23 protein-coding genes are annotated in these 21,750 nt (G+C 72.4%); 9 read left to right on the top strand and 14 right to left on the bottom strand.

Annotation, left to right across the window (positions count from 1 at the left end; genetic code table 11):
• Window positions 1–95: 95 nt before the first annotated feature.
• From PV350_RS11155 to PV350_RS11170, 4 genes are all read right to left on the bottom strand, one after another.
• On the bottom strand, window positions 96–1,439 hold the full coding sequence (locus tag PV350_RS11155; RefSeq protein ID WP_500333522.1) for an ABC transporter substrate-binding protein: 1,344 nt from the start codon (window positions 1,437–1,439) through the stop codon (window positions 96–98).
• 115 nt (window positions 1,440–1,554) lie between these two features.
• The gene (locus tag PV350_RS11160) at window positions 1,555–2,499 is read right to left on the bottom strand and encodes a carbohydrate ABC transporter permease (protein WP_499510288.1); all 945 of its coding nucleotides are present in this window, start codon (window positions 2,497–2,499) and stop codon (window positions 1,555–1,557) included.
• A gap of 2 nt (window positions 2,500–2,501) precedes the next feature.
• Window positions 2,502–3,422: a carbohydrate ABC transporter permease gene (locus PV350_RS11165; RefSeq protein WP_499510289.1), complete on the bottom strand. Its 921-nt coding sequence runs from the start codon at window positions 3,420–3,422 to the stop codon at window positions 2,502–2,504.
• Window positions 3,423–3,690: 268 nt separating this feature from the next.
• Window positions 3,691–6,108 (bottom strand): FtsX-like permease family protein, encoded by a 2,418-nt coding sequence (locus PV350_RS11170; RefSeq protein ID WP_499516746.1) that lies wholly within the window; start codon window positions 6,106–6,108, stop codon window positions 3,691–3,693.
• 587 nt (window positions 6,109–6,695) lie between these two features.
• Between PV350_RS11170 and PV350_RS11175 the strand changes: the two genes are divergently transcribed.
• Complete coding sequence (locus PV350_RS11175) at window positions 6,696–7,436, top strand: DUF4328 domain-containing protein (protein WP_499510290.1); 741 nt, start codon at window positions 6,696–6,698, stop codon at window positions 7,434–7,436.
• A 483-nt stretch (window positions 7,437–7,919) separates the two neighbouring features.
• Here PV350_RS11175 and opcA read toward each other — a convergent pair whose 3' ends face one another.
• Genes opcA through PV350_RS11190 form a run of 3 tightly spaced genes read right to left on the bottom strand, consistent with a single transcriptional unit; the run spans window position 7,920 to window position 10,914 of the window.
• Window positions 7,920–8,915: a glucose-6-phosphate dehydrogenase assembly protein OpcA gene (gene opcA, locus PV350_RS11180; RefSeq protein ID WP_499510291.1), complete on the bottom strand. Its 996-nt coding sequence runs from the start codon at window positions 8,913–8,915 to the stop codon at window positions 7,920–7,922.
• A complete protein-coding gene (gene zwf, locus PV350_RS11185) occupies window positions 8,912–10,465 on the bottom strand; it encodes a glucose-6-phosphate dehydrogenase (RefSeq protein WP_499516747.1) in 1,554 nt (517 codons plus the stop codon). Before zwf ends, opcA begins: the two co-directional genes overlap by 4 nt.
• Window positions 10,466–10,500: 35 nt before the next feature.
• Complete coding sequence (locus tag PV350_RS11190; RefSeq protein ID WP_499510292.1) at window positions 10,501–10,914, bottom strand: ankyrin repeat domain-containing protein; 414 nt, start codon at window positions 10,912–10,914, stop codon at window positions 10,501–10,503.
• 380 nt (window positions 10,915–11,294) lie between these two features.
• Here PV350_RS11190 and PV350_RS11195 point away from each other — a divergent pair, with 380 nt between their 5' ends.
• Complete coding sequence (locus PV350_RS11195) at window positions 11,295–11,489, top strand: hypothetical protein (protein ID WP_018534760.1); 195 nt, start codon at window positions 11,295–11,297, stop codon at window positions 11,487–11,489.
• 108 nt (window positions 11,490–11,597) lie between these two features.
• Window positions 11,598–13,214 carry a hypothetical protein gene (locus tag PV350_RS11200; protein WP_499510293.1) on the top strand — a complete coding sequence of 539 codons (1,617 nt, stop codon included), beginning with the start codon at window positions 11,598–11,600 and terminating at the stop codon, window positions 13,212–13,214.
• A 21-nt stretch (window positions 13,215–13,235) separates the two neighbouring features.
• On the opposite strand, the gene PV350_RS11205 is transcribed toward PV350_RS11200, so the two are convergent.
• Complete coding sequence (locus PV350_RS11205) at window positions 13,236–13,736, bottom strand: metallophosphoesterase family protein (protein ID WP_499510294.1); 501 nt, start codon at window positions 13,734–13,736, stop codon at window positions 13,236–13,238.
• A 155-nt stretch (window positions 13,737–13,891) separates the two neighbouring features.
• On the opposite strand from PV350_RS11205, the gene PV350_RS11210 reads away from it, so the two are divergent.
• A complete protein-coding gene (locus tag PV350_RS11210) occupies window positions 13,892–14,338 on the top strand; it encodes an ATP-binding protein (protein ID WP_499510295.1) in 447 nt (148 codons plus the stop codon).
• A 127-nt stretch (window positions 14,339–14,465) separates the two neighbouring features.
• Window positions 14,466–15,494: a GlxA family transcriptional regulator gene (locus tag PV350_RS11215; RefSeq protein WP_500333526.1), complete on the top strand. Its 1,029-nt coding sequence runs from the start codon at window positions 14,466–14,468 to the stop codon at window positions 15,492–15,494.
• A 288-nt stretch (window positions 15,495–15,782) separates the two neighbouring features.
• Here the strand turns inward: PV350_RS11215 and PV350_RS11220 are convergent, their stop codons facing one another.
• From PV350_RS11220 to PV350_RS11230, 3 genes are all read right to left on the bottom strand, one after another.
• Window positions 15,783–16,421, bottom strand: a complete 639-nt coding sequence (locus PV350_RS11220) for an HD domain-containing protein (RefSeq protein ID WP_500333528.1) — start codon at window positions 16,419–16,421, stop codon at window positions 15,783–15,785.
• A 169-nt stretch (window positions 16,422–16,590) separates the two neighbouring features.
• Window positions 16,591–16,911, bottom strand: coding sequence for a DUF4326 domain-containing protein (locus PV350_RS11225; protein WP_499510298.1), 321 nt, complete (start codon window positions 16,909–16,911; stop codon window positions 16,591–16,593).
• A 38-nt stretch (window positions 16,912–16,949) separates the two neighbouring features.
• Window positions 16,950–17,249 (bottom strand): putative quinol monooxygenase, encoded by a 300-nt coding sequence (locus PV350_RS11230; RefSeq protein WP_499510299.1) that lies wholly within the window; start codon window positions 17,247–17,249, stop codon window positions 16,950–16,952.
• A gap of 122 nt (window positions 17,250–17,371) precedes the next feature.
• Between PV350_RS11230 and PV350_RS11235 the strand changes: the two genes are divergently transcribed.
• The 3 genes from PV350_RS11235 (at window position 17,372) to PV350_RS11245 (ending at window position 19,521) form a co-directional block, all read left to right on the top strand.
• Window positions 17,372–18,331, top strand: coding sequence for a GlxA family transcriptional regulator (locus tag PV350_RS11235; RefSeq protein ID WP_499510300.1), 960 nt, complete (start codon window positions 17,372–17,374; stop codon window positions 18,329–18,331).
• Window positions 18,332–18,414: 83 nt separating this feature from the next.
• Window positions 18,415–19,038 carry a hypothetical protein gene (locus PV350_RS11240; protein WP_500333531.1) on the top strand — a complete coding sequence of 208 codons (624 nt, stop codon included), beginning with the start codon at window positions 18,415–18,417 and terminating at the stop codon, window positions 19,036–19,038.
• A 24-nt stretch (window positions 19,039–19,062) separates the two neighbouring features.
• Window positions 19,063–19,521: a hypothetical protein gene (locus tag PV350_RS11245; RefSeq protein WP_499510302.1), complete on the top strand. Its 459-nt coding sequence runs from the start codon at window positions 19,063–19,065 to the stop codon at window positions 19,519–19,521.
• On the opposite strand, the gene PV350_RS11250 is transcribed toward PV350_RS11245, so the two are convergent.
• Entirely contained in the window at window positions 19,506–20,555 is a 1,050-nt protein-coding gene (locus tag PV350_RS11250) for a CobW family GTP-binding protein (protein WP_499510303.1), read from the bottom strand. The two genes, PV350_RS11245 and PV350_RS11250, sit on opposite strands and share 16 nt — an antisense overlap.
• 161 nt (window positions 20,556–20,716) lie before the next feature.
• On the opposite strand from PV350_RS11250, the gene PV350_RS11255 reads away from it, so the two are divergent.
• Window positions 20,717–20,911 carry a hypothetical protein gene (locus PV350_RS11255; protein WP_499510304.1) on the top strand — a complete coding sequence of 65 codons (195 nt, stop codon included), beginning with the start codon at window positions 20,717–20,719 and terminating at the stop codon, window positions 20,909–20,911.
• A gap of 56 nt (window positions 20,912–20,967) precedes the next feature.
• Here PV350_RS11255 and PV350_RS11260 read toward each other — a convergent pair whose 3' ends face one another.
• Window positions 20,968–21,192 carry a DUF397 domain-containing protein gene (locus PV350_RS11260; protein WP_499510305.1) on the bottom strand — a complete coding sequence of 75 codons (225 nt, stop codon included), beginning with the start codon at window positions 21,190–21,192 and terminating at the stop codon, window positions 20,968–20,970.
• A gap of 201 nt (window positions 21,193–21,393) precedes the next feature.
• Window positions 21,394–21,618, bottom strand: a complete 225-nt coding sequence (locus PV350_RS11265) for a DUF397 domain-containing protein (RefSeq protein ID WP_499510306.1) — start codon at window positions 21,616–21,618, stop codon at window positions 21,394–21,396.
• Window positions 21,619–21,750 lie beyond the last annotated feature (132 nt).

Raw genomic sequence — 21,750 nt, forward strand, 5'->3', positions numbered from 1 at the left:
GAGCTGCGCGGACCGGCGGTCCGCGGGCCCCCCGGGCCGGCGCCGGCGCTCCCTCGAAGAGGGCCGCCGGGCCGGCCGCGGATCGCGAGGGGGCGTCAGCCGCCGACGCTGAAGCCCTGGTCCTTGCCGTACTTGACCGAGGCGTCCTGCCAGGTGCCCAGCGCGTCGGGCAGCGGCGTGGAGGACACGTACGCCTTGCCGACGGTGTCGTTGAAGATCGAGTTGGCGTACACCTGGTACGGCAGGTACGACCAGCCCTTGACGACGTCCGCCGCCGACTTCGCGAAGATCTCGTTGGCCTTCTGGCCGCCGAAGTAGGGGAACGAAGTGTCCAGGAACGCCCGGGAGTTCAGGTCCGCCGTCGTGGCCGGGAAGGCACCGCCCTTGATGCGGGCCTGGACACCGGCGTCCTTGTTCGCGTACTTGATGAAGGCGTAGGCCAGCGGCTTGTCCTTGGCCGCCTCCATCACCGCCAGCGAACTGCCGCCGTTCTCCGCGCTGGCGCTCTGGCCCGCCTGCCACTGCGGCAGCGCCGCGGCACGCCAGTCACCGGACGCCGAGGGGACACCGGAGACGAAGTTGGCGGGCATCCAGGCACCGGTCGACAGCGTGGCGATCGTCCCGTCGGCCAGGCCCTTGTACCACTGGTCGCTCCAGGACGCGATCGGCGCGAGGAGCTTCTCGGAGATCAGCTTCTGCCAGACCTCCGTGAACTGCTTGGTGCCCGCGTCACCGAAGTCGACGTCCACCTTCGTGCCGTCCACCGTGTACGGGTGACCGCCGGCCTGCCAGATCAAGCTGGTGACGAAGCCGGCGTCACCGGTGTCGTTGGTGATGTACGCCTTCGGGTCCGCCTTGTGCAGCGCGCGGGCCGCGGTCAGGTACTCGTCCCAGGTCGTGGGCACCGCGATCTTGTACTTGTCGAGGACCTTCTTGTTGTAGAACATCGCCATCGGCCCTGAGTCCATGGGCAGCGCGTACACCCCGCCGTTGACGGCCACGGAGTTCCACGGGCCCGGCGAGTACGCCTTGGACAGGTCCTTGGCGCCGTAAGGGCTGAGGTCGGCGACGGACTTGCCGAGCGCGAACTGGCTCAGCGCGTAGTACTCGATCTGCGCCACGTCCGGCGCCCCGGAACCGGCCTGCACCGCGTTCTGCAGCGCGGTGTACTGGTCGTTGCCCGTGCCCGCGTTGACCAGCTTCACCTTGACCTTCGGGTACGTGGCCTGGAAGTCGGTGACCACCTGCTTCAGCGTCGGCTCCCACGCCCACACCGTCAGGCTGCCGCCCTTGTCCAGCGCCGCCTCGACGCTGCCCGCGTCCGCGGCCTTGGCACCCGAGCCGGAGTCGTCGGAGGAACCGCAGGCGGTCAGGGACAGCGCCGCCGCACAGAGCACCGCGATCGCCTGCGCCGAACGGCGCAGTGGCTTGTTCGTCATCGCATCTCACTTCGTTGTGGTGATGGTCTGCGGCACCGCCCGCCGCCACGGCACGGGTGTGCCGGGCGCAGGACCGCAGGGGGAGGTGGGTACGGCGCCGCCGCGGCGCCGGTGATCACTCCTTGACGCTGCCGGCGGCGAGCCCGGACTGCCAGAAGCGCTGCAGGAGGAGGAAGGCCGCGACCAGCGGCACGATGGTCAGCAGCGAGCCGGTGACCACCAGGTTGAACACCGGCTGCCCGCCCGCGGTGGCGGCTTGGGCATTCCAGGCGTTGAGCCCCAGGGTGAGGGGGTACCAGTCAGGGTCCTTGATCATGATCAGCGGCAGGAAGTAGTTGTTCCACGTCGCGACCACGGTGAAGAGCAGCACGGTGACGATGCCGGGTCCCAGCAGCGGCAGGCTGATCCTGAAGAAGGTGCGGATCTCACCCGAACCGTCGACCCTGGCGGCCTCCAGCAGCTCGTCGGGGATCGCCTCGGAGGCGAAGACCCACATCAGGTAGAGGCCGAACGGCGAGATGAGCGAGGGCACGATCACCGCCCACGGGGTGTTGGTCAGGCCCATCTTGCTGAACATCAGGAACGTGGGCACGGCCAGCGCGGCACCCGGCACGGCGACCGCGCCGATCACCACCGCGAAGACCGCGCGCTTGCCGGGGAAGTCGAACTTCGCCAGGCCGTAGCCGCCCAGGACGGCCAGGAACGTCGCGCCCCCGGCGCCGACCGCCACGTACAGCAGCGTGTTGAGCAGCCACCGGACGAAGATGTGGTCGTCGTAGGTGAGGGTCTGCCGGATGTTGTCCCAGAGCGCGAAGTCACCGCTGAACCACAGCCCGAAGGAGTCCAGCAGGCTCTTCTGGGTCTTGGTCGCGCTGATCACCAGCCAGGCCAGCGGGACCAGGGTGTAGACCGCCACCAGCGCGGTCAGGACGGTGAGCAGGATGCTGCGCCGGGGCCGGTCGGAAGAGTGCCGCCGGCCCGCCGGGCGCTCGGACGGTGCGGCGCCGCGGCGCTCGCGCTGCGGGGCCGTAACGGCCGCCTGGGTGCTCGACTGGGCCATCGTCAGGCCTCCTTGCGCATGCCACGCAGCTGCACGACGTAGGCGATGATCATCGTGACGACCCCCATGACGATCGCGACGGTCGCCGCGTAGTTGTGCTGCTGCCCGGAGAAGGACAGCGAGAAGGTGTAGAGGTTCGGCGTGAAGTACGTCGTGATGGCGTTGGGCGCCAGCGGCTTGAGGATGCTGGGCTCGTTGAACAGCTGGAAGCTGCCGATGATCGAGAAGATCGTCGCGATGACCAGGGCCCCGCGGATCGCCGGGATCTTGATGGAGGTGACGATCCGCAGCCGGCTCGCGCCGTCGATCTCGGCCGCCTCGTACAGGGACCGCGGCACGACGTGCAGCGCCGAGTAGAAGATCAGCATGTTGTAGCCGACGAACTCCCAGGTCACGATGTTGCCGATGCTCGCCAGCACCAGGCCGGGCGACAGGGGGTTCGGCAGGGAGGCGCCGAAGGTGTCGTTGATGTCGGCGACCAGGCCGAAGCGGTCCCCGTACATGAAGCCCCACATCAGCGTCGCCACGACCGCCGGGACCGCGTAGGGCAGGAAGATCGTGATCCGGAAGAACCTCCGGCCGTGCAGCCGCCCGCTGTCCAGCGCGAGGGCGACCAGCAGCGCGATGCCCAGCATGACCGGCACCTGGACGACGAGGAACAGCGCGACGCGGCCGAGGCCGGACCAGAACTGGCCGTCCTGGAAGGCCTGGACGTAGTTGTCCAGGCCGACGAAGGAGGTCCCGCCGATGAGGCGGTCGCGGAACAGGCTCAGGTAGATCGAGTAGCCTATCGGCGCCAGGAAGACCAGTGCGAAGACGATCATGAACGGTGCCACGAAGCCCCATCCCAGCCAGCGCCGGCCCCGGCGTCCTCGGGGAGGAGCGGCCCGGCCGGTGCCCGGTGGCGGCGGTATGGCAGCCATGATCCCATCCTTCACATCGTCGTGCGGGGTCCCGCCACATCGGGCGGGTCCGGGATGGTTGCGCAAACATCAGTGACCGCAGTCGGCGCACGTTTACGCAAACATTTGATGGACGCGATGTTGGCACCGGCCATCAGGACACGTCAAGGGCCCTCACGCGGTTCCTCCCCGACACCACCCCGCCAGGCCGTCCCCGCACGTCAACAGCCCTTCAGCCGGACCCACTTGCCCACCGCCGGCCCGCACAGCAGACCGGCGGCACACACGCTCACTCCGTACGCAGCCCGTCCGCCCGCATCATCCGCCACAACGGCGGAAGGCTCAGCACCGTCACCACCAGGACCGCCACCGCACCGATCCCGGCATACGGCAGGAACACCCACCAGTCCCGCACCGGCTTCACCACGACGCCCAGCATCGCCCGCCCCAGGACCAGCCCTCCCACGATCGCGACGACCGTACCCGCCAGCACCGGCACCGCCGTCTGCCACAGCACCGACCACGCCAACGTCCTGCGCCGCGTACCGAAGGCCACCAGCACCGACAGCAGACGCCGACGCTCCCTCAACTGCTCGATCTGCGCCACCAGCATCCCCGCCGCGATCAGCGCGACCGTCAAGGTCCCGCCGACCCGCAGACCCGTCTGCACACTCGAGTACTGCCGGTCCCGCTGCACGTTCACCAGCCCGCCCACCCGCAGCATCGGATCCACCCGCGCCGCGGCATTGCGCAGGTACTCCGCCGCATCCGGAACCCCGCGGTCGATCGCGACGGACGCGAACGTCGACGCCTGCGGCAACCGGTGCCCCGCCAGCGCCCCCGGAGTGACCAGGATGCCGTCATGGACCTCGCCCACCGGATCCCGGACCGCCACCACCGCCCGAGCCGTCACCGGCAACGTCCACAACTCGCCGTCCGAAACACCCTCCGAAACGGCGTCGAGATCGATCCGCCCACCCGGCCGGGCAGCCTCATCGGTGAGGAGGTTCGCCTCCCGCGCCCGCCGCGACGCACCCGGCCGGTGAGCCACGAACGCGTCACCGTCACGGCACGAGGACAACGAGGCCAGCGACCGCAACGTCGCACAACTGCCCACCGTCAACATGGTGACGGACCCCGGCCCACCACCCGCATCCGGACGACTCACATACGCCTCGACCGTCGCGACCACCCGCCGCACGCCCTTGACCTGACGGAACTCCCCGGCCATCCGCTCCGCCAGGACCGGATCGCCCACGCCCTCCGAAGCCGCGGCAACCCGGAAATCCGCACGGACGACATCGGCAGAGGCGGAAGACCCACGCCCCGCCTTCGGAGCGGACGGCGAGGCGAAGTCCTCCTGCATGCCGCCGAAGACCATCTGCAGCGCGATCGCACCGGCCACCGCCACGGTGATGCCGCTCACCGCCCGCGACGCCGTCCCACTGCTCAACTGCAACCGGCGCACCGCGAGCTGCCACGCGACCGGCCCCCCGCGCAGCCGCCTCACCACGGCCTCCACCAGCCACGGCAACAGCCCGGTCAACCCCACCAGGACCAGCACCGCACCCAGCGCGACCGGATACACACCACCCGACCCCAACTCCCCGTCCGCCGACCCCGTCAGCATCAGCACGCCGACACCGACCACCGGACTCACCAGCCGCCACCACAACCGACGCGGCCGCAACGTGGCATGCCGCACGACCCCCAACGGCTCGATCGCCACCGAACGCAGCGCCGACAGGGTGACCACCACCGCCCCCACCAGGATCGCCACCACGATCAGACCCACCAACAGCAGGTCAGGGGCGACATCGGCAGGAAAAGCACTCACACCCCACAGCCGCACCGACCCCGCCAGCCGGCGCGCCCCCAGGAACACCCCCGTACCGACCAGCAGACCCAGCACGGCGCCGAACAGCGCCTCACCCGCCGCGATCCGCCGGGTCATCCCGACATCCGCACCGACCAGCCGCAACGCGGCCAGCCTGCGGTCCCTGCGGTCCCCGCCGAACCGGACGGCCGTACCGATGAAGACGCCCACCGGAACCAGCAGGACGACACAGATCAAAGCGACCAGGACCACCAGCCGCGGATCGAACCGCCCGGAGCCGGGATCATGGCCGTACCCTGCGGACCTGATCGCACCCCCGCTCCTGGTGAGCGTGGCACTCCCCGCGTAGAAGCGCAGCTCCCCCGGTTCGAGCAGACCCCGGTCCGCGATCGTCCCGGTGATCCGGTAACCGAGCCGCTCCTTGAGCAGCGCGCCGGACGACGAGCCCAGCAGCTCGCGCAGAGCGGGCGAGACCGCCATCTCCCCCGGCCCGGGAATCCGCGCCACACCCGGCGGCGGCGGAGCACCGGGACCGTCCGGGCGCAGCAACTGCCCGCCGACGGCCTCGCCACGGTACTCGGTGCTCGCGTCGTACCAGAGGAACGTCGTGTCCGCGCGCCGCACCGACACCTCGCTCTCGACGTTCGGCGTCTCACGCGCGTGCCCGCGCTCCGCGCGGGCGTCGAGGACGTTCGGCACCGCGGCGGCGAGGAACAGCAGGGCCACCCCGAGCCCGACGCCCACCGCGGTCAGCGCCGTGCGGATCCACCCCTCGCGGCCCCCGGAGCCCGCCAGCCGCGCGCCGAGCCACAGATCTCGCAGCGCCGAACGGAACCGCCCCGGCGCGGCCCCGGCACCGTCACGGTTCATGCGGGGCCCCCTGGGCACGGTACGCCGTCGTGCATGACGGCTCGGCGGTTGCGGGACGCGGCCTGGGGCGGGGGCGGCGCGAGCGGGAGTCGGAGCGGGTCGAAGAACATGCAGTGAATATACACGCTGTCTATACACTCGATGTCTACCCACAAGGTGTCATCACAGTGTGCCCGCCGCTCTCCTTCACCGTCTTCACCGGTACGGCATATTGCCTGGTCAGAGCAGTTCTGTAGAGTCCACCGGCCGATCCCGCGCACAGTGGCAGGAGTGTCGACACTGGTGGCGGCGAGGTGCGTCACCGGGCTCGCAGGTGGACCCCAGGCCGGACCCCGGGAGCCGAGGGACCTGGGGACGAGGAATTCTCGACCCTCGCATTACTTACGGCGGACAGGCTCCCCTGCCACCCCGTTTCCCTTGCGGAAACCGGCAGGTGGCGCGCCGTTCCCCCACGCCGCCGGCGTGACCGGGCCGAAGGCGCGCGGGCCCGGCTCAATCATGTGGACTGGTCAAGATCTCCTGCCGTAATGTCCTCCTGCCCGCCGCTCGACGGGCACGTCTCCATGTTGTGTCCCTGGGGGGATTCCATGTCGCTCAACCCTGTCGGGCCGCCGCCCGGCGCCCCGTACCCCGTACCCGTCGGGCCTCCGGCGACCACCGCCGTGCTCCGTTCGCCGCTGGGTCTGGCGACCGCGGTGACGGTGCTGCTGTCGCTGGTGATCGCGGTCGATGTGCTCGCCATCGCCGCGGAGGCCGCTCGCTACTCCCTCATGGGCACGGCGGTCGCGGACGAGCTCGCCACCGTCGACCCGTCCGCGCTGAACCGCTCGGACCTGTGGACGGGTAGCGCCGCCGTACTGCAACTCTTCGCCCTGGTGGCGACGGCCGTCGTCTTCATCGTCTGGTTCCACCGGGTCCGCTCCAACGGCGAGGTGTTCGCCCCCAACGGGTTCGAGAAGGGCCGCGGGTGGGCGATCGGCGGCTGGTTCATCCCCATCGGCAACCTCTGGATCCCCTCCAAGGTCGCCCGTGAGACCTGGGTCGCGAGCTCCCAGACGACGCAGGACGGCCGCCTGCGGCCCGCCGACTCGGGCCCGGTCGCCTACTGGTGGGCGGCGTGGATAGCCTCCTCCGTGCTGGGCCGGCTCTCGGGGGGCCTGTTCGACGAGAGCTCGGGCTACGCGGACGACCTCCGCGACGCCGCCGGCTTCGCCATCGCCGTGGACGGCGTGGACATCCTCGCCGCTGTCCTCGCCATCCTGTTCGTCCGCAAGCTGACGGCCATGCAGCACCGCAAGGCCACGGAAGGCCCGTTCGCCCTGTCCTGACCCGGGCCGCGCCCTCGTCGGGCGGGGGCGTCGGGCGCGTGCGGGTGGCGTGTCAGCGTGCGGTCAGCGCCCTGTCAGCGGGGGCGGGCAGTGTGCGGGCATGGACACCGTCACCGCGAAGCGATCCGCCCCTCCCGCCGCCGCCCGTCATCCCCGCGCCGCGGGCCCCGTGCCTTCCGCCCCGGCCGCGTTCCTGCGCTTCGCCGTATGCGGCGGCGGTGTGGGGCTGGCGTCCTCCGGCGTGCTGATGGCGCTGTCGGGACCGGTGCCGTTCGCCCTGGCGAACGCGGTGGTGACGGTGGCCTCGACGGTGCTGGCCACCGAGTTGCACGCGCGCTTCACCTTCGGCGGGGGCCGCGCCGGGTGGCGGGCGCACCTGGAGTCGGCGCTGACGGTCGTGGTCTGCTACCTGTTCACCACGGCCGCGATGCTGCTCCTGCAGGCGGTGTGCGCCGCCCCCGGCGTACTGCTGCGGCAGTCGGTCTACTTGGCGGCCTCCGCGCTGGCCGGGGTGGGCCGCTTCTTGCTGCTCCGCGCGGTGGTCTTCGCCGGGCGGGGCGGCTCCGCCGCGTCGGTGTGGCGCAGCGACGCGGCGTACATCTCGTCGGGGTCGAGCCGGCGCAGCTCCTCGGCGATGAGCTCGGCGGTCGACCGGACCTTCAGCGCGAGGTGCCGGCTGGGCTGCCCGGGGATGGAGAGGTTCGCCAGCGGGCCCTCGGGGCGGTCGATGTGGATGTCGCCGTCCGCGGTGGTCAGCCGGACCGCGGTGACGACCGGGCCGTCGGTGACGACGCGCTCGACGGGCACGCGCAGCCGGTTGCCGAGCCAACGGGCGAGGAGTTCGGCGCTGGGGTTGTCGGCCTCGCTCTCGACGGCGGCCGAGACGACCGTGGCCCGGGCCTGGTCGAGCGCGGCGGCGAGCATGGACCGCCAGGGCGTGAGCCGGGTCCAGGAGAGGTCGGTGTCGCCGGGGGTGTAACCGGAGGCACGGGTCTTCAGCTCCTCCAGCGGATGCTCGACGGCGTACGCGTCGGTGATCCGGCGCTGCGCCAGCGCGCCGAGGGGGTCGGCGGCGGGGTTGGCGGGTGCGTCGACCGGCCACCACACCACCACGGGGGCGTCGGGCAGCAGCAGCGGCAGGACCACGCTGTGGGCGTGATCGGCGAGTTCGCCGTGGAGGCGGAGCAGGACGGTCTCGCCGGTGCCGGACTCGCCGCCGACGCGCACCTCGGCGTCGAGGCGGGCGCTGCGCCGGTCGCGGGGGGACCGGCCGGGGCGCTTGATGACGACCAGGATGCGCGAGGGGTGCTCGCGCGAGGCGTCGGAGGCGGCCTTGAGGGCGTCGTAGTGGTTGCCCTCGTCGGTGACGATGACGAGGGTCAGCACCATGCCGACGGCCGGACTGCCGATGGCCCTGCGCGCCTTGATCAGCGCCGAATTGATCTTGCTTGAGGTCGTCTCGGTGAGATCGATGTTCATGGCCGGCGCCAGCTCCTGCCGTCTCGTGCGAGCATCTCGTCCGCCGCCTTCGGACCCCAGGTACCGGCGGTGTACTGCTCGGGCTTGCCGTGCCGGTCCCAGTACTCCTCGATCGGGTCGAGGATCCGCCACGACTCCTCCACTTCCTGCGGTCGCGGGAAGAGGTTGGCGTCGCCGAGCAGGACGTCCAGGATCAGCCGTTCGTAGGCCTCCGGGCTGGACTCGGTGAAGGACTCGCCGTAGGCGAAGTCCATCGTCACGTCCCGGATCTCCATCGAGGTGCCCGGCACCTTGGAACCGAACCTGATCGTCACGCCCTCGTCCGGCTGGACCCGGATGACCAGGGCGTTCTGCCCGAGCTCCTCGGTCGCGGTGTTGTCGAACGGGGAGTGCGGGGCGCGCTGGAAGACGACCGCGATCTCGGTGACGCGGCGCCCCAGGCGCTTGCCGGTACGCAGGTAGAAGGGGACCCCGGCCCAGCGGCGGTTGTCGATGGCCAGCTTGATGGCGGCGTAGGTGTCGGTCTTGGACTTGGCGTCGATGCCGTCCTCCTCCAGGTACCCGAGCACCTCCTCCCCGCCCTGCCAGCCGTGCGCGTACTGCCCGCGCACCGTGTGTGCGCCCAGGTCGTCGGGGTGCCGGACGGCCTGGAGGACCTTGAGCTTCTCCTGCACCAGCGACTTGGCGTCGAAGGAGGCGGGCTCCTCCATCGCGGTCAGCGCGAGGAGTTGGAGCAGGTGGTTCTGGATGACGTCGCGCGCGGCGCCGATGCCGTCGTAGTAGCCCGCGCGGCCGCCGATGCCGATGTCCTCGGCCATCGTGATCTGCACGTGGTCGACGTAGGAACGGTTCCACAACGGCTCGAACATCGTGTTGGCGAACCGCAGCGCCAGGATGTTCTGGACCGTCTCCTTGCCCAGGTAGTGGTCGATCCGGAAGACCTCGGCGGGCGGGAAGACCTCGTGGACCACCCGGTTGAGCTCCTGGGCGCTGGCCAGGTCGTGACCGAAGGGCTTCTCGATGACGGCCCGCCGCCAGGAACCCTCGGGCGGGTCGGACAGCCCGTGCTTCTTCAGCTGCTGGACCACGCTCGGGAAGAACTTGGGCGGCACCGAGAGGTAGAAGGCGAAGTTGCCGCTGGTGCCCCGGGCCTTGTCCAGTTCCTCCACGGTCGCACGGAGGGCGTCGAAGGCGTCGTCGTCGCCGAAGTCGCCGGGCACGAAGCGCATTCCGGCGGCCAGCTCCGTCCAGACCTCCTCGCGGAAGGGGGTGCGCGCGTGCTCCTTGACCGCGTCGTGGACGACCTGCGCGAAGTCCTCGTCCGCCCAGTCGCGGCGCGCGAAGCCGACGAGCGAGAAGCCCGGCGGCAGCAGCCCGCGGTTGGCCAGGTCGTACACGGCAGGCATCAGCTTCTTGCGGGACAGGTCGCCCGTCACACCGAAGATCACCAGCCCGGACGGTCCCGCGATGCGCGGCAGCCGCCGGTCGGATGGATCGCGCAGCGGATTGTTCCAGCTGTCGGTTTCCGTCATGGGTCCACTTCTCTTCATCGTGGGTGCGGCGGTGGTCGTGGCGCGCCCGGGGGTCATGCGGCGCCGAAGAGTTCCAGGAGCGCGTCCTGGCCGAACATGCGGGCGGTGTCGATGGCCGAGGGGGTGCCGGCGGCGGGGTCGGCGCCGCCGTCGACGAGGACGCGGACCACCTCGTCCTCGCCCTTGAAGACGGCACCGGCCAGCGGCGTCTGGCCGCGGTCGTTGGCGCGGTCGGGGTCGGCACCGTGCTGCAGGAGCGCGGCCACGGTGGCGGCGTGACCGTGGTACGCGGCCAGCATGAGGAGGGTGTCGCCCTTGTCGTTGGTGAGGTCGGCCGGCACGCCGGCGTCCACGTACGCCGTCAGGGTCTCCGTGCCTCCCCGGCGGGCGAGGTCGAAGAGTTCGGCGGCGAGTCGCAGGACTTCGGGGTCCTGGGCCGGGTCGTTCTGCGGGGTCGGCTCGCTCATCGTTCCTCACTAGGCGTGGCTGCTCGCCGTGCGCGGGCGGGACCGCTTGTGATCCACCCTAAGCGGCCCCCAGCGCCCCGGCCTTGCCGGGCGTGCTGCCGGTGCGCGCCGGCTCGGGGGGCGCGGACCGCACGAGAAGCCATGGCCGAAGCTTAACGATTTTGATCACTCGAACGGGCGACTTCGCTGCTCCGTCGGCGGGGCCTGCCACATGACACGCCGGACGACCGGCGAGGATCACCCCGGAAGAAACAGTTCAGCGAAGCTGAACAGGTGAACTTCCCTATAAATCACCCATTTGCCTCTTTTCAGAACATATTACTATCTGTAATTCTGGAACAACTCATGGTGACAGTCCCCATCACACAGGAGTAGCCCCCATGATCCTGTCCATCTCAGGCGTCGTCCTGCTCGGCATCATCGTCTTCCTGTTCTTCCGCAAGGACGGACTCAAGGCGTCCCACGCGCTCGTCTGCGCCCTCTTCGGCTTCTACCTCGCGGGCACCGCCATCGCCCCGAGCATCAAGGCCGGCGGGGCGAGCCTGGCGAGCCTCCTGGGCGGGATCAAGTTCTAGTACGGCCGTCCCGCACGGCCGATCCACCGGGCCCGGCGCCGCTCCGCACCGGGCCCTTCCCGTTCCGTTCCGTCGTACCGTCCCCGCAACGATCCTCTGGAGCTCCCCGTGGTCCGGCGTCCCCTCTCCGCCCTCCTGAGCAGCCGCCCCTCGCTCACCCGCGGCCGTGAGCTCGCGCGGGCCGCCGTCGACAGCACCACGGACGTCCTCCACCCGCTCTTCGTCATCGCGCGCGGGCTGCGCCGCCAGGCCGGCTGGGCGCGCGATTGGTGGGGCAGCACGCCCAAGGACCGGCGCGGACCGGCGCTGATGGCCTCCGTGGGAGCCGGCTTCCTCGTCCTGGTGCTGCTGCCCTACGGTGCCTACCTGATGTTCGCCGCCTGGATGGGTTCCGCCGGCTGGATGGGCCGGGACCGCACACCCGCCCCGACCGGACCGAGCGGCGCGGAGAGCGACCGGCTCACCGCGCTGTACGAGGCCCTGGTGCCGTACCTGTCCGTCGCCGACGACCCCAGCCCGATCTACGCCCACGACGGCAGCTGGGAGAACGCCTTCGGCGACTACGCCTTCGAGGACGGGCGGCTGGTCCGCCTGCACCTCAAGTACCCCGCCTACTTCACCGACGGCGAGGCCACGGCCAGGGCCCGCGTCGAGCACGTGCTGCACGCCAAGGTGGGGCGCGGCCGCGAGTACCGCTTCGAGTGGAACGAGGAGGAGAACCACCTCACCCTCACCGCACTCCCCCCACTGCCCACGGGCATCGCCGCACAGCGTTTCGTCACCTCCCCGGGCGAAACGGTGCTCGGCTTCACCGACGCCGAGGCGGTGCAGCGCACCGTCCCGGTCGAGGACGGCGAGGAGGTCAGGGACGCGCCCCCGGTCGTGTGGCGCACCGGCCCGCGCTCCACCGAGCCGCACCTGCTCGCCCTCGGCCAGCCCGGCACGGGCACCACCACGCTGCTGCGCTCCATCGCGCTCCAGGTGCTGCCGGAGGGCGACCTCGTGGTCGTGGACGGCAGCGGGACCGGCGAGTACGCGTGCCTGACCGGACGGCCCGGGGTGATGGCCGTCGAGAGCGGCCTCGCGGGCACGCTGGCCACCCTGGAGTGGGCGGCGCACGAGACCGAGCGCCGTCTGATCGCCGTCAACCGGGCCCGGCAGGCGGGGCGTACCGCCCCCGACGACGTACGGCGCCCCTTGTGGATCCTCGTCGACCGGCCGACCGTGCTCAGCCAGCTCGCGCACGCCGAGAGCCGCCCCGACCCGCAGGAGCTGCTGGACATCCCGCTGCGGCACGGCCGGGCGGCCGGGGTGACCGTCGTCGTCGCCGACCACCTCGACGGCGCCGAGGCGCTCTCCCCGGTCGTCATCGCCCAGACCAGGGCCCGGGTGCTGCTGGGCGCGGTCACCGCGGAACAGACCCAGGCGGTGCTCGGCGCGCCGCAGTGCTCCACGTCCGCCGCCGAGGTGCCGCCGGGCCGCGGCTACGTGCGGCTGGGCTCGGGGCCGGTGCTCCGGGTGCAGGTGCCGGCGACCCCGGACCCCTTCGACGAGGACGCCAGCGACGGGCACCGCCAGGCGGTCATGGCGCTGCTGCCGCCCGCGGACGTCCCCCCGGGGACGCAGGCACGGGAGGCGGAGGCCGCGCAGGCTCCCGGGGCGGTCCGGGTCTCCGGGCCCTCGGGCGCGGTCCGGCCGGCCGGCGACCCGGCGCTCGAGCACTGAGCCGGACCGTCGCCGCGCGGGTCAGCGTCGCGGCAGTTCGTGCAGCCGCACCTGGGTCAGCGCGCCTCCGGCCGCCTCGGCGGTGAGGTAGGTGCCGTACGGCTGACGCCTGCGGTCGGTCGGCGATCCGGGGTTGAGCAGCCGCAGCCCGCCCGGCGCCGTGCTGTCCCAGGGGATGTGGCTGTGCCCGAAGACCAGGACGTCCAGGTCGGGGAAGCGCTCCTCGCAGCGGCGTTCGCGCCCCTGGGCCGGGCCGCTGTCGTGCACCACGCCGAAGCGCAGCCCGCCCAGCTCCGCCCGGGCGACCTCGGGCAGCCGCGCGCGCAGGTCTGCGCCGTCGTTGTTGCCGTACACGCCGATCACCCGGCGGGACCGCGCCTGCAGCAGGTCGAGGGTCGCCGCGTCGACCCAGTCGCCGGCGTGGAGGACGGCGTCGGCCTCGGAAATCCGGTCGAGTAGTTCGGCCGGAAGCTCCTTGGCACGTTTGGGCAGGTGTGTATCGGACATCACAAGAAGACGCACACGTCCACGCTATCCGCGCGGGGGGACGGGAGCGGCGCCCGGCACGGCGGCCGGAAGGGAGGCCGACGTCGCGGTGTGCCGCAAGGCGGCGTGGCCGGTGGGGCGACCCCGCGGCCGCCGGGACCGCGGCCTCAGCCATGAAGGGCCCACACGTCATGTGCGGTGACACGACCCCCACCCGCTCGGCGGAACTCGTGCAGCCGGCGGAGCCCGCCTACGTGGGCGCCGCGCGGCACTTCACGTCCGAGTTGCTGGGCCTGTGGGGACTGACCGCGGAGGACCGCATCGCCGCCGAGCTGATCGTCGACGAGCTCGCGGCGAACGCCGCGCGCCACGGCAGGGCGCAGATGTCGGTCCGGCTGTGCATGCACGACGACGGCCTGGTCATCACCGTCACCGACAGCGGCGCGGCCCGGCACCACGACGGGACCTCCCTGGACAGCACCCCGCCGGACGAGCACGGCCGCGGCCTGGAGATCGTGCGCCGGCTGGCCGGGTCCACGTGCATCCACGACGACGAGCGCGGCCGCCGCGTGGTCACCACGCGGCACCTCGCCCCGCTCCAGCGGCCCGTCGCGGGGGTCACCAGCCCGGCGTCGTAGGCGCACGCGCATGGGCGACAATGACGGACCGGAGGCGACCGGGCCGGCCCAACGTCCCCGGGAGGCGGGCCACATGGGTGTCCGCGCCGGTCGCGCCGGACGCCGGCCCGCACCCCGAGGAACGAGAGTGACGCCCCGCGTGAACCCGCACAAGCCCTCCGGGACCTCCCCCGCCGTCCCGCCGCACCGCGTCCTCGTGCTGCTGTTCGACGGGCTGCAGCTGATGGACGTGACCGGTCCGCTGGACGTGTACGCGGCGGCGAACGAGTACGGCGCCCACTACACGATGAGGACCGTCTCGCCGGACGGCGGGCCCGTGACCACCACCGCGGGGCTGCGGCTCATGCCGGACCTGTCGCTGGACGAGGTGGACTTCCCGGTCGACACCCTCGTCATCCCCGGGCGTCCCGACTGGTGGGCGGCGGTCTCCGACCCCGCGCTCGTGGCGGGCATCACCCGGCTCGCGGACCGCTCCCGCACCGTCGCCTCGGTCTGCGCCGGCGCTTTCCCACTGGCCGCGACCGGGCTGCTGGACGGACGGCGGGCGGCGACGCACTGGCGGCTGGCGGGCGACCTCGCCGCCCGCTACCCGAAGGTGGAGGTGGACGACGACGCGATCTTCGTACGGGACGGCCGGTTCATCACCTCGGCGGGCATCAGCGCCGGGATCGACCTGACCCTGTCCCTGGTCGAGTCCGACCTCGGGCCGGACATCGCCCGCAAGGCCGCCAAGTTCCTGGTGGTCTTCATGGCGCGGCCCGGCGGTCAGTCGCAGTTCAGCGTGCGGCAGAGCCCGAGGCACCCCGCGCACTCGGTGTTGCGCGGGGTGCTCGACCAGGTGGCCGCCGATCCCTCGGGGGACCACGGCCTGCCCGCGCTGGCGGCGCGGGCGGGGGTGAGTTCACGTCATCTGACCCGGCTGTTCCGCTCCGAGACCGGCGGCACGGCCTCGGAGTACGTGGAACGCGTCCGCGTCGAGGCCGCCCAGGCGCTGCTGGAGGCGGGCGACGACGCCCTCGACGTGGTCGCCCGGCGCAGCGGTTTCGGGTCGGAGGAGACAATGCGCCGGGCGTTCCGGCGCCGTCTGGGCGTCAGCCCGGGGGCGTACCGCGACCGCTTCCGCACCACCCGGCCGCGCGGCACCCGGGAGGGGTGAGCGGGCCGGCCCGCCCCGGCCGCACGCCCAGCCCCACACGACCGGCCCGTGGGCGAGGTCCAGCGAGCGCGGCAGCGCGTTCGTGCCGTAGGCGAGGACCGCTGAGGCCGCCCAGGCAGGTGCCCGGTGACGGGCGAGCAGTCGAAGGGCGCCTTCGCCGGGCCTCCTCCGCCGTGCTGTCGCGCAGGGCGACGCCTGCATGCGGACGTCCTCCCACCACGAGCGCTGCGACCACCGCAGCGCCGCCTGGGCGCGCTCGGTCTCCGGGGCGTCGGGTGCGAGGCCGGGTCACTCCGCCCAGGGGGACTGCAGGATGGTGTCCACGAAGTTCCCGCGGACGAAGCCCGGTACGAAGCGCTCCAGGACGTCGGCCTTGACGTTGCCGAACGCCGTGCCGGGGCGCGGCGCGATGCCGTGGGTGAACTCCTTGAGGATGTTGTTCTTGAAGTCGGGCCGCGGGTGGACGGCGACGACCGCCTCGCGCTCCTCCGGCGTGATCTCGTCGTACCCGATGCCGAGGACGTCGACCTCGACGCCCGAGGTGACCAGGGCGATCTCGGGTGCCATGTGCCACGGGATCTCCGGCGTGGTGTGCAGGGCGATCGCCTCCCACACCACCCGCGCGCGGTCCTCGGGGACGTCGTGCTCCAGCAGGAAGCGGCGGGCCTCGTCGGCGCCGTCGATCTCGAAGCGCTGGTCGGTACGGGCGTAGGTGTCGGTCAGTCCGAGGTCGTGGAACAGAGCGCCGACGTACAGCAGCTCGGGGTCGAAGTCCCACCCGCGGTTGCGGCCGCGCATCGACGCCCAGAAGTACACCCGGCGGGAGTGGTGGAAGACCACCGGGTCGGCGGCCTTGCGCACCAGTTCGGTCGCCTCCGTCACGAGCAGGGTGCCGGGCACCTCGATGTCCGCGATGATTTCAGCCACGTCGAATCTCCTGACAGGTTTCCGGTTCCGGCGGCGTCCGGGCGGGCCGCCCGGTGCCGTTGGATCCATCGTCGGACGCGGCGGCGGTCCCCGCCGGATGCCGGACGGACGCGCGACCCTCGGATCGGGACACGCGTCCGGCCGGCCGTACCCGGCGGGGCGGTGGGGGTCAGGACGCGTCGGCGAGTTCCGCGATGACCTGCGCGTGGCACGGCTCGGGCAGGCACCAGCAGCCCAGCCTGCGGCCGCGCAGCGCGGGCAGCATCGCGAGCAGGTCGGGGCGGCCCAGCAGGTGTTCGCGGTACTTGTCGAGGACCTCCTGGCGGGTGCCGTCCCGCCCCGGGCGGTAGGGGCTGGCCAGCGGGGAGCCGGCCAGGTGCCAGCCGCCGCGGTGCGTCGGGCGGCCCACGTAGACGACGTCCGCGTACGCGGGGTCGTCGCGGTGGCCCTTGAGGTTCACGACGGTGGTGCGTGGCTCGGTCTCGCTCATGACCTGTTCCTTCCCACGGTCCGGGGCGCCGATGGGCGTCAGGGCAGCTTGGCCGCCAGGACGTCCACCGGGCGGATGTCCGGCGGCGAGCCGAGCGTCGTCTTCGCCGCCTCTGCCAGGGCGGCGGCGATGCGGCCCGACAGGTGGCCCGCGCGGCCGGCCTCGTCCTCGAAGGTGTCGAAGACCCCGAAGGTGGTGGCGTCCTCGCGGAAGGCGAACCAGGTGACGGTGTGCTCCTCCTCCCGGGCCGCCGCCAGCGCGTCGCGCAGCATGGCCGCGACCTCCTCCGCGTGCTCGGGCCTGGCCTCGATACGTGCCAGCAGGCCGATCTTCGTCATCGTGTGCTCCGTCTCGGTGGTCGTGCGGTGGTGGACGTCGTCCGGCCGGACACCGGAAACCTATGCCGCGCCGCACCCCTCCCCCCAGCGTCGGAAACGACGCGTTGGATACCGTTTCCGTCATGGACGTGGCAGTGGTGGCGTACGACGGTGTGTTCGACTCCGGTCTCTCGGCGGTCCTCGACGTCCTCGAGGCGGCCAACGCGATGCGCGGCGAGCTCCCGCAGCCGCCGCCCGCCTGGAACGTGACGACGGTCGGCCCGCGCCGCCGGGTCCGCACCGGCGCCGGGCACACGGTGGCGGCGGCACCGGCCGGCGAGGCCGCGGGGGCGGACCTGCTGCTCGTCCCGGCACTCGCGGAGCGCCGGCCGGACGCCCTCGTGGAGCGCGTCTCGGGGCCCGGCACGGCCGCCGTGCGCCGTCTGGTGGCGGCCACGCGCGAGCGCGGCGGACCCGTCGCCTCGGCCTGCACGGGCACCTTCCTGCTCGCCGAGTCCGGGGTGCTGGACGGACGGCGCGCCACGACCAGCTGGTGGCTGGCCCCGGTCTTCCGGCAGCGCTACCCGGCCGTCACGGTCGACGAGACCCGCATGGTGACCAGTTGCGACGGCGTCACGACGGCGGGCGCGGCCTTCGGCCACGTCGACCTGGCGTTGGCGGTGGTGCGCATGTCCAGCCCGGCACTGGCCGATCTGGTCGCCCGCTACCTGGTCGTGGACGAGCGCCCGTCGCAGTCGGCGTACACCATCCCGAGCGCCCTGGCCCAGGCCGATCCGACGGTGGCCGGCTTCGAGCGCTGGGTGCGGCTGCGTCTGGAGGAGCCCATCAGCATCGCCGAGGCGGCCCGCGCCCTGGGGGTCGGCGAGCGGACCCTGCAGCGGGCCGTGCGGCGGGTCCTGGGCGTGTCCCCGGTCCGTTTCGTGCAGGACCTGCGCGTCGAGCAGGCCACGCACCTGCTGCGCACCACCGACCTCCCCGTCGAGGTCGTCGCCCGCCGCGTGGGCTACGAGCACGCCAACACCCTGCGCGTCCTGCTCCGCGACCGCACGGGCACGACGGCCGCGGCCCTGCGCGGCCGATGAGCCCTGTGATCCCGGCAGGCCCCGTCGTCGCGACAGACAATGGGCGCGCGCCTTCCCCCCGGACGCCTGTACGGTGCGGAGCCGTGGGAACGGACATCTACGGCGGCATCGAGTTCCGCCATCCGCTGGCAGGCACGGAGTTCTACGAGGGCGAACCCTGGGTCGACGCGATGGACCTGTGGCCGCTGTACGACGAGGTCGACTATCCCTCCTTCGGCTACCTCTTCGGGGTGCGCAACACCCTCGGGTTCCGCCCCCTCGCGGCGGGCCGGGGCCTGCCGGAGGACCTGTCCGGCCGCTTCCGCGAGGGGCTCGCGCCGTGGGTGGAGTCCGGGGCCATGGACGGGGCCGGCTGGGTCACCTGGGCCGAGCTCGCCGCCGCCGACCGGGCTGCCGTCCCCGAGCACTTCGTGGGCCGGGTGACGTGGTGGCGGCCGTCGCGGCCGGGACCGCCCGACCGGTGTTTCGTACCGGCCGTGTGGCCACCGGACGTGGTCGCGGCCTTGGGGCCGCGGCCGCCCGAACTGGACGGCGCCACGGGCGGGTTCACCTGGAGCGGTCCGGCGGGGGAATGCCGTTACGAGCCGCTGACCGCGGGCCTGGTCCTGGGCGAGGGCACGCACTGGCCCCATGTCTTCGCCGTGATGGAGGCCCTCGCGGGCCGCTTCGGCCCGGACGGCGTCCGGCTGGTGGCCGCCTTCGACTGAGCCGGGCCGTCCTACGCTGAGGGTGTGATCACCAAGCCGCGCGCCCGGGGCGCCTCCGCGGCCGCAGCCGTGGCCTGGTCGCTGCTGACCGTGTTCCTGCTGGCGGTGACCGCCTTCACCGCGGCCCACGGCGCGTACGAGACCGGGGTGATCGGCCGCGAGGTGCGGGTGCTGCTGACCGAGTGCGAGCAGCGTCCCGAACGCGGCCGCGCCCCCATGCAGTGCACGGGCGTGCCGCTGGGGGCCGTCACGGGCCGGGATCCGTCACCGGAGCCGGTGAAGGTGCGCCACGCGGGCAGCCCGGGGCAGGTGGTGGGCGTGGTGCGGACGGCGTGGGGGACGCACATGGCCACGGACCGCCGTCCCGGGGCGCGGGCGACGGCGGTCCTGGCGACGATGGTGCCGCTCACCGTCGCCGTGCTGTGCGGCTGCGCCGCCGCCCGGCGGGCGGTCCCGGACAGGGGGTGTCAGGGACGGACGTAGCGCAGGACGCCGAGCATGGCGTCGGCGGGGAGTTCCTCGCCCGGGTCGGCGACGCAGGCGTCGAGGCCCTTGCGCAGGGCGGCCGCGTCGAGCCCCGCACCGATCATCACCAGTCGGGTGGCGCGGGACTCGCCCCGGGACCAGGCGGACGGCAGGAAGCGCAGGAAGCCGCCGACGGAGTGCAGGCTGTACTTCTGCTCGTGGGCCGGGGCGGCGAAGCGCAGGAAGCCCTTCATCCGGTACAGGCCCGCGGGCCTGCCGTCGAGGAACTCCATCAGCCGGCGCGGGTGCAGCGGCGCCTCGGAGGTGAACTCCACGCTGTCGTACGCCGCGTGGAGATGGCCGGTGTGGTCGCCGTCCGCGTGGTGATCGTGCCCGTCGTCCGCGTACAGCTCGTCGAACGACAGCTGGCGGGCGGCCGTGCCGTCGGCCGCGCGCGGCCGGGGCTCGAAGAGCAGGGCGGGGTCCACCCGGCCGTGGGCGGCCTCGACCAGCGGCGTTCCGGGGGCCACGGCGGCCAGTGCCTCGCGGACCCGTTCACGGCCGGCGGCGCCGACGCGGTCGGTCTTGTTGAGGACGACGAGGTCGGCGGCCCGCACATGGCGGTCGAGTTCGGGGTGCCGGGCGCGTACCGCCTCGTACTCGGCGGCGTCGACGACCTCGACCAGCCCGCCGTAGGTGATGGCGGTGTCGGTGCTGGCCAGCAGCAGCCGGATCATGCCCTGGGGCTCGGCGAGACCGCTCGCCTCGATGACGATGACGTCGATGCGGGCCTGCGGACGCGACAGCCTGGCGAGCATGTCGTCCATCTCCGTGGCGTCCACGGCACAGCACAGGCAGCCGTTGTCGAGGGCGACCATGGAGTCGACCTGGCCGGCGACGGAGAGCGCGTCGATGTTGATGCTGCCGAAGTCGTTGACGATCGCGCCGATGCGGGTACCGCCGCTGTTGCGCAGGAGGTGGTTGAGGAGCGTGGTCTTTCCCGAGCCCAGGAATCCCGCGATGACGACGACCGGAATCCGTTGCTTGGCCAAGGCTTCCTCTCCGGGTACGGGCTGCCGGCCCCTCATCGTAAGCCCCGCGCACCCCGAGGTGCTTCGTGCGGGTGAACCGGCGCCCGGCGCAGAACCGCGGCGGGGGCCGCGCGGTCTTCCGAGGCGTCCACGGGGATGGCTCTACGACGGAGGAGGCGCCCATGGCGGAGCAGGAGGCGGACCGCGGCACGGTCCTGGTGTGCATCGCCGCGGAGGACGAGGAGACGGCGTACCGCATCGTCGACCTGATCTCCGGGCGGCACCCGGCGACGGCACCACAGCTGCGGCGCACCCACGAGGGCACGGTCGCGTGCGCGCTGCGGGCCCAGACGCTCCGGGTGCTGGGCGACGGCTGACAAGGTTCGGCGGGCCGGTCCGCCGGCCCGCCGAGCACCGAGTAACGTGCCGGGTGCTAACCGAACTCGCCCTCGCGCACACCCTCCCGGAACGCCGTCCACTCCTGCGCGGTGAAGCGCAGGGGCGGCAGGTCCCTGTTCTCGGAATCACGGATGGCGACGGCTCCACCGCCGAGGTCCGCCACCTCGACGCACTCCGGCAGGTAGCCGCTCTTGCTGCTCTTGACCCAGCGCGCTTCCCTCAGGTCCCGCGCGTAGAGATCGGCCTTTCTCGCTTGCATGAGAACCTCCGTTCGAGGTTCGTGCGGATGTTCCCTCCCCACCCTCACTCCGACCCCTGCCCGCGCGCAACCATGGGCGTGCGGCCGCCGCCCCGGGCAGCGGACGCCGTCGGCGGTCCCGGGCTTGGCGGGCCCGCTCACCGGGGCGGTCGATCGGCCTCGGCGGGCCGGCCCGTCAAGCGGGGTGGGACGCGATGAGCCCTAGCCGAACTCGCCGTCGCGCACACCCTCCCGGAACGCCGCCCACTCCTGCGCGGTGAAGCGCAGCGGTGGCAGGTCCGTGTTGTTCGAGTCGCGGATCGCGACGGCTCCGCCGGCCAGCTCCGCAACCTCCACGCAGTCCGTCCGGTAGGGGCTCTTGCTGCTCTTGACCCAGCGCGCTTCCGTCAGGTCACGCGCGTACAGTTCGGTCTTCCTCGCTTGCATGAGAAGCTCCGTTCGATGTTCGTGCGGATGTTCCCTAACCACCCTCACTCCGACCCCTGCCCGCCCGCAACCATGGGCGTCGTGCCGCCGCACCGGGCAGCGGACGCCGGCGGCGGTCCAGGGCTTGGCGGG

This window comes from Streptomyces sp. PA03-6a (assembly GCF_033792765.1).
Taxonomy (GTDB): Bacteria; Actinomycetota; Actinomycetes; order Streptomycetales; family Streptomycetaceae; genus Actinacidiphila.